Annotated in this window: 14 protein-coding genes; 5 read left to right on the top strand and 9 right to left on the bottom strand. The window is 34.0% G+C overall.

All coding sequences use genetic code 11. The annotated features are described in order from the left end of the window. Position 1: 1 nt before the first annotated feature. From rlmD to trmB, 6 genes are all read right to left on the bottom strand, one after another. A complete protein-coding gene (rlmD, locus tag GYX25_RS06255; protein WP_174786970.1) occupies positions 2 to 1,339 on the bottom strand; it encodes a 23S rRNA (uracil(1939)-C(5))-methyltransferase RlmD in 1,338 nt (445 codons plus the stop codon). 10 nt (positions 1,340 to 1,349) lie between these two features. Further along, entirely contained in the window at positions 1,350 to 1,838 is a 489-nt protein-coding gene (gene coaD, locus GYX25_RS06250) for a pantetheine-phosphate adenylyltransferase (protein ID WP_091346382.1), read from the bottom strand. 426 nt (positions 1,839 to 2,264) lie between these two features. Beyond that, the gene (gene galE, locus GYX25_RS06245) at positions 2,265 to 3,281 is read right to left on the bottom strand and encodes a UDP-glucose 4-epimerase GalE (protein WP_174786969.1); all 1,017 of its coding nucleotides are present in this window, start codon (positions 3,279 to 3,281) and stop codon (positions 2,265 to 2,267) included. 249 nt (positions 3,282 to 3,530) lie between these two features. Beyond that, positions 3,531 to 4,694 (bottom strand): histidine-type phosphatase, encoded by a 1,164-nt coding sequence (locus tag GYX25_RS06240; RefSeq protein ID WP_174786968.1) that lies wholly within the window; start codon positions 4,692 to 4,694, stop codon positions 3,531 to 3,533. Continuing rightward, on the bottom strand, positions 4,691 to 5,416 hold the full coding sequence (gene nfsA / locus GYX25_RS06235) for an oxygen-insensitive NADPH nitroreductase (protein WP_174786967.1): 726 nt from the start codon (positions 5,414 to 5,416) through the stop codon (positions 4,691 to 4,693). The genes GYX25_RS06240 and nfsA overlap by 4 nt, the downstream gene beginning before the upstream one ends. Positions 5,417 to 5,434: 18 nt before the next feature. Beyond that, complete coding sequence (trmB, locus tag GYX25_RS06230; RefSeq protein WP_174786966.1) at positions 5,435 to 6,139, bottom strand: tRNA (guanosine(46)-N7)-methyltransferase TrmB; 705 nt, start codon at positions 6,137 to 6,139, stop codon at positions 5,435 to 5,437. Positions 6,140 to 6,400: 261 nt separating this feature from the next. On the opposite strand from trmB, the gene GYX25_RS06225 reads away from it, so the two are divergent. Together GYX25_RS06225 and pth are read left to right on the top strand one after the other, a co-directional pair. Further along, the gene (locus tag GYX25_RS06225) at positions 6,401 to 7,348 is read left to right on the top strand and encodes a ribose-phosphate pyrophosphokinase (RefSeq protein WP_091346373.1); all 948 of its coding nucleotides are present in this window, start codon (positions 6,401 to 6,403) and stop codon (positions 7,346 to 7,348) included. A gap of 73 nt (positions 7,349 to 7,421) precedes the next feature. Beyond that, positions 7,422 to 8,006 (top strand): aminoacyl-tRNA hydrolase, encoded by a 585-nt coding sequence (gene pth, locus GYX25_RS06220; protein ID WP_174786965.1) that lies wholly within the window; start codon positions 7,422 to 7,424, stop codon positions 8,004 to 8,006. A gap of 99 nt (positions 8,007 to 8,105) precedes the next feature. Here pth and GYX25_RS06215 read toward each other — a convergent pair whose 3' ends face one another. From GYX25_RS06215 to GYX25_RS06205, 3 genes are all read right to left on the bottom strand, one after another. Then, positions 8,106 to 8,537, bottom strand: coding sequence for a DUF3597 domain-containing protein (locus tag GYX25_RS06215; RefSeq protein WP_174786964.1), 432 nt, complete (start codon positions 8,535 to 8,537; stop codon positions 8,106 to 8,108). 305 nt (positions 8,538 to 8,842) lie between these two features. Continuing rightward, positions 8,843 to 10,027 (bottom strand): mannonate dehydratase, encoded by a 1,185-nt coding sequence (uxuA, locus tag GYX25_RS06210; protein WP_174786963.1) that lies wholly within the window; start codon positions 10,025 to 10,027, stop codon positions 8,843 to 8,845. Between the two features lie 79 nt (positions 10,028 to 10,106). After that, on the bottom strand, positions 10,107 to 10,868 hold the full coding sequence (locus tag GYX25_RS06205) for a GntR family transcriptional regulator (RefSeq protein WP_091346365.1): 762 nt from the start codon (positions 10,866 to 10,868) through the stop codon (positions 10,107 to 10,109). Between the two features lie 278 nt (positions 10,869 to 11,146). On the opposite strand from GYX25_RS06205, the gene GYX25_RS06200 reads away from it, so the two are divergent. The 3 genes from GYX25_RS06200 to GYX25_RS06190 all read left to right on the top strand — a co-directional run bounded on the left by GYX25_RS06200 (position 11,147) and on the right by GYX25_RS06190 (position 14,669). Further along, entirely contained in the window at positions 11,147 to 12,622 is a 1,476-nt protein-coding gene (locus GYX25_RS06200) for a mannitol dehydrogenase family protein (RefSeq protein WP_091346363.1), read from the top strand. Positions 12,623 to 12,666: 44 nt separating this feature from the next. After that, the gene (gntP, locus tag GYX25_RS06195; RefSeq protein ID WP_174786962.1) at positions 12,667 to 14,010 is read left to right on the top strand and encodes a gluconate permease GntP; all 1,344 of its coding nucleotides are present in this window, start codon (positions 12,667 to 12,669) and stop codon (positions 14,008 to 14,010) included. 218 nt (positions 14,011 to 14,228) lie between these two features. Continuing rightward, positions 14,229 to 14,669: a DUF721 domain-containing protein gene (locus GYX25_RS06190; RefSeq protein ID WP_167349271.1), complete on the top strand. Its 441-nt coding sequence runs from the start codon at positions 14,229 to 14,231 to the stop codon at positions 14,667 to 14,669. The last annotated feature ends 28 nt before the right edge of the window (positions 14,670 to 14,697 follow it).

Below are 14,697 nucleotides of genomic sequence, written 5' to 3'. Positions count from 1 at the left end.
TTTATGTTCCTGATTTCGTTAACAACAACATTGATTCAATGTGTTTGGTTTGTGGAAACATATCTAAAATAGCAACTTTATTAATTTGATATCCAGCTTCGATAAGTTGTTTGCTATCTCGAGCTAGAGTTGCAGGATTACACGATATATAAACGATTTTTGACGGAGCTAATTTTACTATTTCTATCGTTGCATTTAACGCACCAGCTCTTGCTGGATCTAATAGTACTTTATTAAATCGCGATTGGCTCCATATTGAAAATTGTTGGTTATCGTCTAAGTTGCTAGTTAAAAAATTGGTTTCAGCACAAATCTCATTATTATTTAATATAGTGTTAAATTTTGCTTTTTCAACCAGTGCATCAATACCTTCAACGCCTGTTACAGTTTTGCATAATGTTGCCATAGGTAATGAAAAATTACCCATGCCACAAAAGAGATCTAAAACTTGGTCAGTTGGCTTTAATGCTAGCCAATCAAGCGTTTGCGCTATCATTTTTTGGTTAATTTTACAATTTACTTGAATAAAATCGAGAGGGCTAAACGTTAATTTTAAATGATTAAGCAAATAAAAATGTTCAGTGCTACCGGCAATATGCACTAAATCTTTTCCGTGAAAATAAAGTGAAATATTGTTATCTTCAGCGAATGTTTTTAACAATTTAACATCATGATCAGTTAAGGGAATGGTGTGTCTTAAAACGATAATAATACCACTATCAACTGAAATTAATTCAATATGGCCAAGTGCTTTTTTTTGTTTTATGCGATTTAGTACGTCTTGTAAAGGCACTAGCAAGGAATCTAATTCAACAACTAATACTGGGCAATGCTTAATATTAGTTATCTGATTTGATTCGGCTTGGCGAAATCCAATGACTAACTCACCTCTAACAATATTGATCGAAAGTCTTGCTCTTCGACGATAGTGGTAAGGTTGATCAGCAATAATTTGGGCCGAATGTTGAAGAATATTGGCTAAGGGTTGTCCTGTTTCTTTTTGTAATAGTTTGATTAATGAATCAAACTTTGCTTGTTGTTGCAGATGAGGCGCCATATGTTGTAATTCACAACCACCGCATTTTTCATAGTATTCACATTGTGGTTTTACACGCTCTTTGCTTTGATTATGATATCGAATGACTTTGGCTTTAGCGTAATTTTTTTTATTTTCAGTTAGTTCAATATCAACGGTTTCATCAGGCAAGGCAGATTTAACAAAAATTGTTTTACCCTTATGATTGGCAACGCCTTGTCCAAAAGCATCTAAGGATGAGACTGTTACTGTCAATTTTTGTGGTATGTACTTTTTTTTCTGTGGAGTATAAAAATTAACCATAGACGTTTATTTATGTTAAGCGTTTTAATAATTCTGTTTTGACATGCAGTGGTACTAAATTTGTAATATCACCACCATGATAGGCGACGTCTTTTACGATTGTCGATGAAATAAAACCCATTGCAATAGATGGCATCAAAAAGATAGTGTCTAAATCAGATTTTAACGCACGATTCATTTCAGCAAGTTGCCTTTCATATTCAAAATCATGTGTGGTGCGTACTCCACGAACGATAACAGTGGCATTGTGCGTTTGCGCAAAGTTGGCCATTAAATTATTAAAACCGATAACTTCAACATTGAGTAGATGTTCAACAGCAGTTGAAGCTAAGTTGACGCGCTCTTCTAATGTAAACAGTGTTTTTTTGTTAGGGTTTTGTGCAATAGCAACGATTAATCGAGGAAACAATAACGACGCACGAGTAACAAGATCGATATGACCATTAGTAATGGGATCAAAAGTGCCCGGAAAAATAGCTGTCAAGGCTTTGCTTTTCATATTTCATATTATCCATTAGGTATGATGGCTGTATCATACCTAATTTTTCTTTGGATTGTTAGTTTAACGCTACAAAATTCTTTGGTTCAATTATACTGGTTATATAAATATAAAAAACTAGGTTTTATTGATCTACGATAGCGTAGTGAGTTAAATGACTTAATTTATAATAAATTGGTAAGTAGTTTGGTTGTTATATATTTGTTTAGATTGTAAGTAAGCTATTTAGCTATATATGTTAGTGTATTTAAAAGATCTTTATTAATACAGTAAAATTGTTATCAAATACAAACATTTCTTTTTGACCTTACCCAAGTCATTTCGCTCAATATGAAGAAACTATCCCCATTGGTTAGTTAATGGGGATAACGAGGTTAAACTTAACCATTTTACTTTTTGGGTGTTGAGGTTATTGATTGGTATCAGTTAATCAGGATAACCTTGTGGGTTCTTTGATTGCCAATTCCACGAGTCTTTTACCATGTCATCAAGTGTTAATTTTGTTTTCCACCCTAATTTTTGTTCAGCTTTTTTTGCATCAGCCCAAAATGCGGGTAAATCGCCAGCGCGTCTTGGTGCAAAGTGCCAATTAAGTGGTTTTCCTGAGGCTTTTTCAAAAGCATTGATGACTTGTAACACACTGTAGCCAACACCGGAACCTAAGTTATAAATATGTACGCCAGTTTTATTATGATCAGCTTTAAGTGCGGCAATATGTCCATCGGCTAAATCAACAACATGTATAAAATCACGAACACATGTGCCATCTGTCGTTGGATAGTCTTTACCAAAAACGGCTAATGATTCCCGTTTGCCGACTGCAACTTGTGTAATATATGGCATAAGATTGTTGGGAATTCCGAGCGGATCTTCGCCCATTAAACCACTTGGATGAGCACCAACAGGATTAAAATAACGAAGTAACGTTAATGACCAATCAGGTTCCGCAACAGCTAAATCCATGATACATTGCTCGACCATTAACTTACTTTTACCATATGGACTAGTTGGTAGACCTTGCGGTAAGGTTTCCACATAAGGGACGGGTGCTAGTTCACCATAAACTGTTGCTGATGAGCTAAATACTAACTGTTTGACCCCTGCATTGCGCATTGCTTTCATAAGTACAATACTGCCATAAACATTATTTTCATAATATTCAAGGGGTTTATGTACTGATTCACCTACCGCTTTGAGTCCTGCGAAATGAATAACTGCACTAATGCTATGTTCTGCAAATATTTTTTTTAATAATTGTGCATCACAAACATCACCTTGATAAAAATCAACTTTTTTTCCGGTGATTTTCTGTATTCTATCTAATACTGATACTTTGCTATTGAATAAATTATCAATCACTATTGGGGTATAACCTGATTGAATTAATTGTACACAGGTGTGACTTCCTATATATCCACAGCCACCAGTTACTAATATTTTCATAATAAACCTACATCTAATTATAATAATTATAGTGATCTTCTGTTAATTTTCAGTATATTCACTGTTTTGATATATCTATCTGTCCTATGGCTTACGCTTTGATAATATGAAGGAATAAATCAGCGTAAAATTAAATACGATCAAGCTAAGAACTAGATATGCTCCTTCAAAAATCTATTTTAACATACATTAGACTTAAAAATATGGACGTAAATAGAATAGCAAAATAATAACTTTTTACGGTTGTATTCACTTTGCTTGGTAAATGTTAAGCCGTTTTTCAAAATCTTTCCAAGTATAAAATCCATCACTGTTTAATGGTGCATCTTTCAATTTAAGTTGAAAATGCTCAGGTGGGTTATTGGCATCAAGTACTTGTCCGTTATAAAGTTGCTCAAAGCTTTGATAAATATATTCGGCTTTAAAGAAATATTCGCCCGTGGATGAATGTTGAAAACGCTGTAAAGCCAGTTTTCCGCCAATTGGTGTAGTTTCAAATTGATTTGGAAGTTGGTAAGATTCAAAATTTAATGCTCCTAACAACGATGCAATTGTACTGTCGTGTCCCACGAGTAGATTGACTTTATTCTGTTGTTGCATAAGATCGCTTATGGTGTTGATGATGAGTGTAGCAGAATGTTTGGCTAATGTTTTAGTATGGCATATTAAATTAACGTATTGATTCCGAATTTCAACTATTTGTTGCCACTGTGCTAAGTCGTTTATCCTGCCCCATGCAATTTGTTCTTGAGGGAATGCGGAATAATATTGTAATAAAAATGCATCAACCGCAGATGCACCTATGGCTAATGCACCAAGCAGTGCTGGTTCTTCATTTTTCTTAAAATGAAGCTTAATCGGGATATCAGCTAGTGGGCATTGATATTGAGCATATAGTGTTGAGTGACGATAATCTAAAATATCTGATAAAATTTCATAAGCAGGTGCTAAATTTTTAAAGATGGCTTCTGCTTTATTTGTTTCTTCAATATCACTTAATACCGCTTGTTTTAGTTCTGGGGAATCATCCCTTAGGCTTGGATCAAAAATAGGATCCATTTTTTCGATTGGATATTTGTGGTTAACCGTAATATCATAACCAGCATAAGCACCAGCTATAATAAATTGTGCGGTTGCCACCGTTCTTTGTAAGCTATTAGCATAAACAAATACCTCTGGCATAGTTACCGAAGGTTTAATGCCGTGGTTCTCAAGCCATTGTGATAGATAGTGGCCAAAATAAACTTCTAAAGCTCCTCCTCGTGTTGTTAAATAGCCATAAGGGTGTTGCCATGTAGGCCATTTAAAAGGTGTTGCTTGCTCAAGAAATTCGAGTGTATTTTGTAAAGGTGTACGAATACCATGGCGGCTAAGTATAACGACTTTATCTAATCGGTAATGGTTGTTTTTCATTTTGTGATCCATCCTTGTTTATGTAAATAATCTAAAATAAAATCACGTTGTTCATTATTTATTGTATTTGTAATTTTATCACTCCACCCACCAGTTTTTTGATTAGTACTACGGTTTTGATAGTAATCACCTATTTGGGTATCATATTTTGCTAAAGTTGCATGATCAAGTGGTTGATATTGGTTTTCAAAAAAGAGAAGCTCTTTAGGTAATCTTGGTTTTATTTCTGGATTATGATCGGGGTAACCAAGGCAAAGCCCAAAAAGAGGAAGAACATATTTGGGCAACTCAAGTAATTGGGTTACTTTATCAAGATTATTGCGTAGTCCACCAATATACACAGCACCAAGTCCTAAGGACTCAGCCGCAGTTACTGCATTTTGAGCCATAATTGCTGTATCAACACAACCCAATAATAACTGCTCTGCTTTGCCAAGATTGAGTGTTGGCTCAATTTGAAAATGCCGATTAAAATCGGCACAAAACACCCAAAACTCAGGGGCTTGGTTAACATATTTTTGATCACCAGCATAATGAGCTAGTTTTTCACGTTTTTGAGGATCTGTAATACGAATAATTGTCGAGCATTGAATAAAATTAGAACTAGAAGCTGACTGTGCTGATCGAACTATAGACGCTATTTGTTCTTGAGTTAAACTAGTAGTTTTATAAGCACGAATAGAGCGGTGTCGACAAAGTAGATTAATGGTTTCATTTTTCATAGTGGCTTCTTAGTATGATTATTTGTTTACAAATTGAAGATCCCAAACGCCATGACCTAAATTTTGACCTCGTTTTTCAAATTTAGTAATTGGTCTATCATCTGGTCTAGGGATATAATCACCCGTTGGAGATAAATTTTCGAACCCTTCAGCTTGGGTCAATACTTCAAGCATATGTTCTGCATAGTGTTGCCAATCTGTTGCGAGATGCAAAATGCCGCTGGATTTTAATTTTTGACGAATTAACTGTACAAATTCTGGTTGAATAATTCTACGTTTATTATGTCTTGCTTTATGCCATGGATCAGGGAAAAAAATTTGCACTTTGTCCAACGAATGATTTGCAATCATATTAACTAGCACTTCAACTGCATCGTGGCACATGACTTTTAAGTTAGTTATTTGGTTTTCTTCAATCGCCATTAAACAAGCGCCTACACCTGGTTTGTGTACCTCAATACCTAGAAAATTTTTATTTTGAGTATGTTTTGCCATTTCAACTAATGAAGCGCCCATGCCAAAACCGATTTCTAATACTAATGGTTTGTCTGTATCGAAACTCACCTTTGAGTTTGCATTGTAGTCAATACCATACACTGGCCATAAGTTGACTAAAGCTTGCTGTTGACCTTTGGTTAAGCGACCTTGCCTTAAAACAAAGCTGCGAATAGCTCTTTTGGATTTTATATCTTCAATTTGATTGGTAATTAATTGTTCATTCATTACGTTGTCTTTTTGTTTAAGAATTGTTGAAATTTATTATTCACTATGACTAATAATAAGTAATAGTTTAACCGATTTTTAATTCACTTCAAAAAACATATTATCTACTTATTTTTTTATCTATTATTACTATATATACAAAATATTTTTAATAAATTTTTATAATGTGGTTGAGCATAATCTGTAAATGATTATATAATTGTCACTCCGATTTAACCGATTACGTATAAGTAATCATGATAACATGCTTGAGGATTTCTCGTGCCTGATATGAAGCTTTTTGCTGGTAATGCCACACCCGAACTAGCAAAGCGTATAGCTAATCGTCTTTATACTTCTCTTGGTGACATTGTTGTAAGCCGTTTTAGTGATGGTGAAGTTAATGTCCAAATCAATGAAAATGTCCGTGGTGAAGATGTTTTTATTATTCAATCAACTTGTGCTCCAACCAATGATAATTTAATGGAATTGCTGGTCATGATCGATGCAATGCGTCGTGCATCTGCAGGTCGTATTACTGCGGTTATTCCTTATTTTGGTTATGCAAGACAAGATCGTCGAGTTCGTTCGGCTCGTGTACCTATTACCGCTAAAGTTGTCGCTGATTTTTTATCAACAGTTGGTGTTGATAGGGTATTAACCGTTGATCTTCATGCTGAACAAATCCAAGGTTTTTTTGATGTGCCTGTTGATAATGTATTTGCTAGCCCAGTAATTTTAGAAGATATGTTGCAACGTGATTTTGAACGTCCGATTGTGGTATCTCCAGATATTGGTGGTGTGGTGCGTGCTCGCGCGATAGCTAAACTACTTAATGATACTGATATGGCTATTATTGATAAACGCCGTCAACGTGCAAATGAAGCTGAAGTGATGAATATAATTGGCGATGTTGCTGATAGAGATTGTATTTTAGTTGATGATATGATTGATACAGCAGGAACACTTTGTAAAGCAGCTGATGCCTTAAAAGCACGAGGTGCAAAAAGAGTGTTTGCTTATGCAACGCATCCAATTTTTTCAGGTAAAGCAGTAAGTAATATAAAAAACTGCACTATTGATGAAATCGTTGTTTGTGACACAATTCCATTAACGACTGAAGTAAAAGCATTGAAAAATGTTCGCCAATTAACTTTGTCAGGTATGCTTGCTGAAGCAATTCGTCGAATCAGTAATGAAGAATCGATTTCAGCTATGTTCCATCAATAATCTATTTTATCATTGAGTTAAATGCCCCTTTTGGGGCATTTTTCACAATAAAATCAGTGACAATAAAAATATTATGACAACGATAAAACTGATAGTAGGTCTTGCCAATCCCGGAAATGAATATGCAGCAACAAGGCACAACGCAGGTGCATGGTTTGTTGAACAATTGGCTCAGCGTTATAATCAATCATTAAAAAATGAACCAAAATTTTTTGGTTACACATCACGAATCAATATTGCAGGTCATGATGTGCGTTTATTAGTTCCAACTACATTTATGAATTTAAGTGGTAAAGCGGTGCAAGCTATGGCAACATTTTACCAAATAAAGCCAGAAGAAATATTAATTGCTCATGATGAACTGGACTTGAATCCCGGTATAGCTAAACTTAAGTTTGGTGGTAGTCATGGTGGGCATAATGGGTTAAAAGATATTGCTAGCAAATTAGGTAATAATTTAAATTTTTATCGGTTAAGGATTGGTATCGGTCATCCTGGTGATAAAAATAAAGTTGTTGGCTATGTTCTTAACAAACCCTCTAGACCTGAACAAGATTTGATTGATCAAGTTATTAATGAATCAGTGCGTTGTACTGATATTTTATTATCGCAAAGTGTCGAAGCTGCAATGAATCAGTTACACTCTTTTAAAACTTAGTTTATTTAGTGAATCAAAAAACACTAATAAAAAACGCAGTGGCTTGTATAAAAAATCCACCCAAAATTGGGTGGATTGTAATTACTTTAATCTATTAGGTTAAGAAAATAGGTGAGTGACATTACCACCTTTTTCTGCTATTTTCTTCATGACTTCTTTAATTAGCCATGTATTCATTGCTGCAGTGTCATCAGTGTTACCAGTATAATTTAGTTCTTGTGCTAATTTTTTACGCGCATCTAAACTACTGTCCATACCTAATAATTTCAATAGATCAACGATAGACGTTTTCCAATTGAGTACTTCTGGATGCTTTTTAGCTAAATTATCAAGGATAGAGGTGACATCAACATTAGCTGCAGATACGCTTTGTTCTACCTTTTCTTTAATTTGTTCTGAACCATTTGATACTGTATCTTTGGCTGATCCAGTTAGATTCTCAACTTTATCTTTCACCACATCAACTGCATGATCTACTGCTGCTTGAGCGCTAGGAAATACTTTAGAAAAAATGTTATTTAAGATACCCATATTACACTCTCCACTGTTTTTATTGTTGAACTATTTAGATGCATACACTAACTTATATATAACTCCCCGAAATTGGAAATGTCAAAGTGATTATAATTTAATAGCATTTTATGTATTACTGAACAGTATTTACAAAAATGTTAATCATATTAACTACTTTTATAATATTAAATTAATTGTGGTTATAAATGAGTAATTTTAAATTTTGAGTTATATTATTTTCGTCTTAAATAAAAATGCCCTTAAAAGGGCATTGAAATTGTTAGGATTTGGGAATGTATTTATTACAATTGATTAATTTAGTTTTACTTATTGAAAAAAGCACGCTTTATTGCATATTCAACCCCGCGAATTTCAGCTAAACCTCTTAAACGACCAATTGCAGAATAACCTGGATTGGTTTTCTTTCTAAGATCATCTAACATTTGATGCCCATGATCTGGTCGAACAGGTATGGAGCGTTTAACTCCTGCTTTTTTGCGTCGTTCTTCTTCAGTGATTAATGCTTTAATTACTGCATACATATCGACATCACCAGCTAAATGGTCCCCTTCATGAAAGGATAATGGATTATCTTCTCGCACAGTTGCTCTCAAGTGAATAAAGTGGACACGATCGGCAAATTTTTCAGCCATGATTGCTAAATCATTATCGCTACGAACACCATAAGAGCCAGTACAAAAACAAAAACCATTATGAATGCTATCAACGGTATCTTTAATCCATTGCATATCTTCAATGGTTGAAACAATACGAGGTAAGCCTAAAATTGGGCGCGGAGGATCATCAGGATGAACCGTCAAAACAACACCAACTTCTTCAGCAACAGGGACAATAGCTTTTAAAAAATAGGCATAGTTTTCACGTAATTTTTCTTTATCAATATTATCATAAGTTGCGAGATGAGCACGAAATTGATCAAGTGAATAACCTTCCTCTGCTCCGGGCAAACCTGCAATGATATTTGCAACAAGTTTATCTTTATCTGCTTGTGTCATTTGTTCAAAATATGTTTTTGCTAAAATGGCATCTTGCTGTGAATAATCTTTTTCTGCATTAGGTCGTTTTAATAGATAAATATCGAATGCGGCAAAGGCAACTTGATCAAACCGTAATGCCCTTGAACCATCAGGTAATTCATAAGAAAGATCTGTTCGAGTCCAATCTAAAACTGGCATAAAATTGTAACAAACAGTGTCAATTCCACAAACAGCTAAATTTCTAATTGACTGCTGATAATTTGTGATATGTTGTTTAACATTACCTGAGTGGGTTTTAATTTCTTCGTGTACAGGAATACTTTCAACAACGGACCAAGTTAAACCTTTTTCTTCTATGATTTTTTTTCGTTTTTGAATTTCGTCTATTGTCCATACTTCGCCATTTGGAATATGATGCAAAGCTGTAACAATTCCTGTTGCCCCAGCCTGCTTAATATCATCTAATGATACTGGATCGCTAGGACCAAACCAACGCATTGTTTGTTCCATTTAAATTCTCCTTAAAAAATTTTAATTTATTTTATTTCTGAAATTAAAAGATCTATAACTAGCGCTAGTTTTATGTTGTCTATTGGTTAACAATGTTAACAGGAATAGAATCAAATAAATAACCATCAAAATTTGGATCTTCACTATCAGAAACTGTCATTAATGTTTGCTTAACATTTTCTAAATGTTGCCACATAGCATGGCGTGCAGCCATTGCATCCTTCACTTGTAATGCTTGTAGAATTTTTTCGTGATCATAAAGCCATTTTTTTCGATAACTATGATCAGTAATTCTACAGTGTAATTGATTCCACATTTTGCTAGCAGAACGTTTTTGCCATAAATCATCTAGCAAACTTTCAAGTATTGAGTTTTTGGTTGCTCTTGCTATTGCAATATGAAACATTTCATCTGCACTGTAATCGTCTAAAATACCCTGTTCTAAAATTTGTCGTTCTTGCTCTAAGATAGCTCTCAATTCAATAATATCTGATTTTACAATTTGTGAAGCGGCAAAAGCAGCGATATTACTTTCAATTAATTGTCTAGCTTGTAATAGTTCAAAAGGACCAAAATCTTCTTCTTCAATTTTTTTATCTGTTTCTGATAATATTTCATTTGGTAAACCAATTACATATACGCCAGAACCTTTTTTGACTGTGACTAAATTTTCAAGCTCCAGCATGATTAGAGCTTCACGGACAACAGTTCTACTTACACTGAACGCTTCTGCAATATCTCTTTCTGGCGGTAACCGCTCACCAATTTTATAGGTGCCACTTTTTAATAATGATTTCAGCTCATTACCAATTTTTTGGTATAGCCGATTAACCGTTAGCATTATTTATAATCCTCATTCTAATTTTGGTCTAATTAGGATAATTATATGCTAATTATTACAAGTACTATAAGTTAATTATGGGATAAATTCATTTAATTTCATAATTGGAATGCCAATATGGTTTTGTATTATAGATTTTTTTTGAGCATCATATACAAAATAAACCAAAAAAAGTGATTCGTATCACAAAAAAAGAAAAATTGGGATGAAAAATTTGCCGACAAATGGAAATATGTCTAACCAATAAGGTAGTTAAACAGATAATCACGGTGAATAGAATGTTAAATTTATTAAATCTTCCTAAATCAATCAAACATAGACCTTTATATGACCGGCAAAAAATAACCTCAAGAATTGTTCATTTGGGATTCGGTGCTTTCCACCGCGCTCATCAAGCGTTATTGACCGATCGTCTCCTTAACAAGGGAAACAGTGATTGGGGTATTTGTGAAGTTAATATTGTTGGTGGTGAAGAATTAATTAATGAAATTCGTAAACAAGACCATTTGTATACTGTGTTAGAAAAAGGTGTGACATCAAAAGAAGCATTTATTATTGGTAGCGTAAAAGAATCATTGTTAGCACCAACAGATGGTATAGATGCAATTTTAGAAAAGATGACTGATCCAGTAGTTGAAATTGTTTCATTAACAGTAACAGAAAAGGGTTATTGCATGTTACCTAGTGGCGCTGGATTAGATTTAAATAATGCATTAATTAAAGCTGACTTAGCGAATCCAACAAAGCCTATGTCTGCCCCAGGTGTTATTGTGGAGGCGCTTTATAGAAGAATGCAACGAGGATTAAAATCTTTCACTGCTTTATCATGCGATAATATTCCTGAAAATGGGTTAGTCTTAAAAAAAGCAATATTAGGATTAGCTAACGCTCGAGATCCACAATTAGCAACTTGGATTGAGTCTAATACAACATTCCCATGTACTATGGTTGACCGTATTGTCCCAGCAGCAACATCCGAAACATTAACTGAAATTGAAGATACATTAGGCGGTATGTTTGATCCATGTGGTATTGCTTGTGAACCTTTTATTCAGTGGGTTATAGAAGATAATTTTGTGACTAACCGCCCTAATTGGAATGAAGTCGGTGCTGAATTTGTTGATAATGTTGTTCCATATGAAGAGATGAAACTTCGTATGCTAAATGGTAGCCATTCTTTTTTAGCCTACTTAGGTTATTTAGCCGGTTATGAGCACATTAATGATTGCATGAATGATGTTAATTATAAAAAAGCAACTTTAGCATTGATGATGCAACAACAAGCACCAACACTTCACGTTCCTGATCATGTTAATTTGCAAGAATATGCAGACAAACTTATTGAACGTTTTAGTAATCCATCGTTAAAACATAAAACATGGCAAATTGCGATGGATGGTACTCAAAAATTACCTCAAAGAATGTTGGATTCCATTCGTTGGCATATTAAAAATGGATCAGATTTCTCATTACTTGCACTGGGTGTTGCTGGTTGGATGCGCTATGTCGGTGGAATAGATGATAACAACCAACCAATAGATATACGTGATCCAATGCGCGAACAATTACAACAAATAGTGAACTCTAGTACAGATGGAATTGAGAGAATTAATCAATTATTTATGTTGCAAGATATATTTGGTTCTGATTTACCGACCAGTTCATTATTTAAAGAAAAGGTTACTGAGTATTATCTTTCTTTAATGCAGAATGGTGCAAAACAAACAGTTAATCATTATGTTTTATCTAATTAATGTTTAAACAATAAAAATAAAATTAAGAATAGAGGTTTTTATTCATGGAACTTTTAAATATTCTTTGGGTTATCCTAGGGATAGGATTAATGTTAGTTTTAAATATTCGCTTTAAAATAAACTCAATGGTTGCATTATTAGCTGCTGCAATATTCGTCGGTTTGATGGCTAGGATGGATTTATTGAGCATTCTTAAAACGATTAAATCAGGGTTTGGTGGAACACTTGGCGAATTAGCTATTATTGTCGTATTTGGTGCTGTGATTGGTAAATTAATGGTTGATTCTGGCGCAGCTCATCAGATTGCTCAAACGCTATTGAAAAAATTAGGCATTAAATATGTAAAAATAGCCATTATTATTATGGGGCTTATATTTGGTTTAGCGATGTTTTATGAAGCGGCATTCATAATTTTAGCACCGCTGGTGATCGCATTAGCCAAAGAGGCTAAAATCCCATTTTTAAAATTAGCTATACCTGGCGTTGCGGCGGCAACAACTGCTCACTCTTTATTTCCACCACAACCAGGACCTGTTGCACTAGTGAATTCATATAATGCTGATATGGGAATGGTCTATATTTATGGGGTAATTGTTGCGATTCCTTCTGTCATTTTTGCTGGACTGATTCTTCCTAAATTTTTAGGTAATCTGGAAAGACCCACACCTCAATTTTTACAATCTGAAAATCCTGTTGATGAAAATAATCTTCCTTCCTTTTTTACATCAATTACTGTTCCCTTGATCCCAGCTTACATTATGATTGCAACGACAATAGCAAATATATGGTTAGAAAAAGGAACAATTACTTATTCTGTTCTTAATTTTATCGGTTCATCTCAAATTGCCATGTTTATTGCAATGATCGCCGCATTTATATTATTTGGAAAAAAACTTAATCACTCAATGGAATGGGTTATGCATTCTTTTGATAATGCGGTAAAAGGTATTACAATGGTGGTATTAATTATCGGGGCTGGTGGTGCACTAAAACAAATTATTATTGATACTGGAATTGGTGATGTTATTGGACAATTAATGTCAACAGGGGGCGTATCACCATATATTATGGCATGGTTAATTACAGTGTTAATTCGTTTAGCTACAGGGCAAGGTGTTGTTTCTGCAATGACAGCAGCGGGAATCATTGGCGCTGCAGTTATTGATCCAACAACAGGCGTTATGAATGGAGTTAACCCTGCACTACTCGTGCTTGCAACTGCAGCTGGCTCTAATACGTTAACTCATATCAATGATGCTTCATTTTGGTTATTTAAAGGTTACTTTGATTTATCGATTAAAGATACTTTAAAAACATGGGGCTTATTAGAATTAGTTAATTCAATTGTTGGCTTAACTGTTGTACTTATCATAAGTATTATTGCTTGATTGTCCTTTCTTAAAAAGATTAACTGCAAAATGTAGCAGTTAATCTTTATTATTTTTAATAAAGAAATCTTTATCAAACTGTAAATATATTTTTTAAACAGGACATTTTTAATGAAATGAGGTAAATTATTGAGATTGAGTTGTTAATTTATACAGGATTAGTTGACTTATTTTTTATTAGGAAGTAAATATAAAATATGCGTTATAATGAGCCAAAAATGTTATCATCAATCTTATCTCAAGAGTCGTGTTTATCTGAGATAAAAGATAGAACATTTGCATTAAGTAAATTAAGCAATATTGTCAATGAGCTGTTACCGTCTTTATTGAAACAACAATGTCGGGTTGCTAATTATCGTCAAGGTGTGCTTGTTCTTGAAGTCAGTTCTGCGAGCTGGTTAACTAGATTAAAATATGAACAAAGCAATTTAATATCTGAGATACGGAAAAATATTTTACCCTCCTTATCTTCTATCCAATATCAGATAAACCCAAATATTTCGACCAAGTTGTCACAGTGCCATTGTCAGGTATCTAAATTATCTTTACTTTCGAGTGTTATGACCCCAAAAAGTGCAATGTTTTTATATGCATTAGCGGAAAATGCACCAGATAAGTTAAAAAAACAATTGATAAAACTTGCTAACCATGCAAAATAAATGCTGATAATTGGATTTCAATTTTATA

Origin of the sequence: Gilliamella sp. ESL0254 (assembly GCF_013344985.1) — a bacterium.
GTDB lineage: Bacteria > Pseudomonadota > Gammaproteobacteria > Enterobacterales > Orbaceae > Gilliamella > Gilliamella bombicola.
Note: the sequence above shows the minus strand (reverse complement) of the source record. Positions and strands in the feature narration are given on the sequence as shown.